This is a genomic window from Alistipes intestinihominis (genome assembly GCF_040095975.1).
In the GTDB taxonomy this organism is placed as follows: domain Bacteria; phylum Bacteroidota; class Bacteroidia; order Bacteroidales; family Rikenellaceae; genus Alistipes; species Alistipes senegalensis.
In genome coordinates this window covers 1-542 of record NZ_JBBMFL010000051.1, presented here as the reverse complement: position 1 = coordinate 542, position 542 = coordinate 1, and the positions used below count along the sequence as shown (strand labels likewise).

The window sequence follows — 542 nt, the reverse complement described above, 5'->3', positions numbered from 1 at the left end:
CCGTGCTTTTTTTGTGCCCGTACGGAACGCAGAACCGGACATCGGGCGAATTGGGTGCGGGAGTTTGAATTCTTCATGTTTGCAGGTTAAACGCGTCACTTATATTTTTTAGGCCTGTCCCGCACCCGTTTTTTTGATCTCCGTAATTTCAACGGGCCCTCCGCTGCACGATCCGGTGCGGCGGGTTTGAAATCACTGAACCATGACACGACAACCTTTCGCATTCAATGACATCATCCCGATGGACGGGGACATTCGCAAGAGCGACATCCGGCAGTTTCTCGACGATCTCGAAAAGCAGGCGCATACTCTTTATGCCACGGTGCTCGCATTGCCCGAATCGCTCTTTTGGATCGTGCAGGAGGATACCGAACAGACCTTTTCGGTCGCCGGATTCATCGAAAACTATGAAAATTTCGACAGCTGCCTCGATTCGTTCTGCGTCGGTTTCAACGTCTATTTTTTCCGCGACGAATGGGATGAAATAGTCTCGGATCGGGAGCTGACAGACAATCTCTACAACGGCGAGGACCGTTTCGAGG

At 51.5% G+C, this 542-nt stretch carries 1 pseudogene; it reads left to right on the top strand.

The window, feature by feature from the left end:
• Positions 1 to 202 precede the first annotated feature (202 nt).
• Positions 203 to 542: pseudogene (locus WMO46_RS15585) on the top strand (hypothetical protein); the annotation flags it as partial.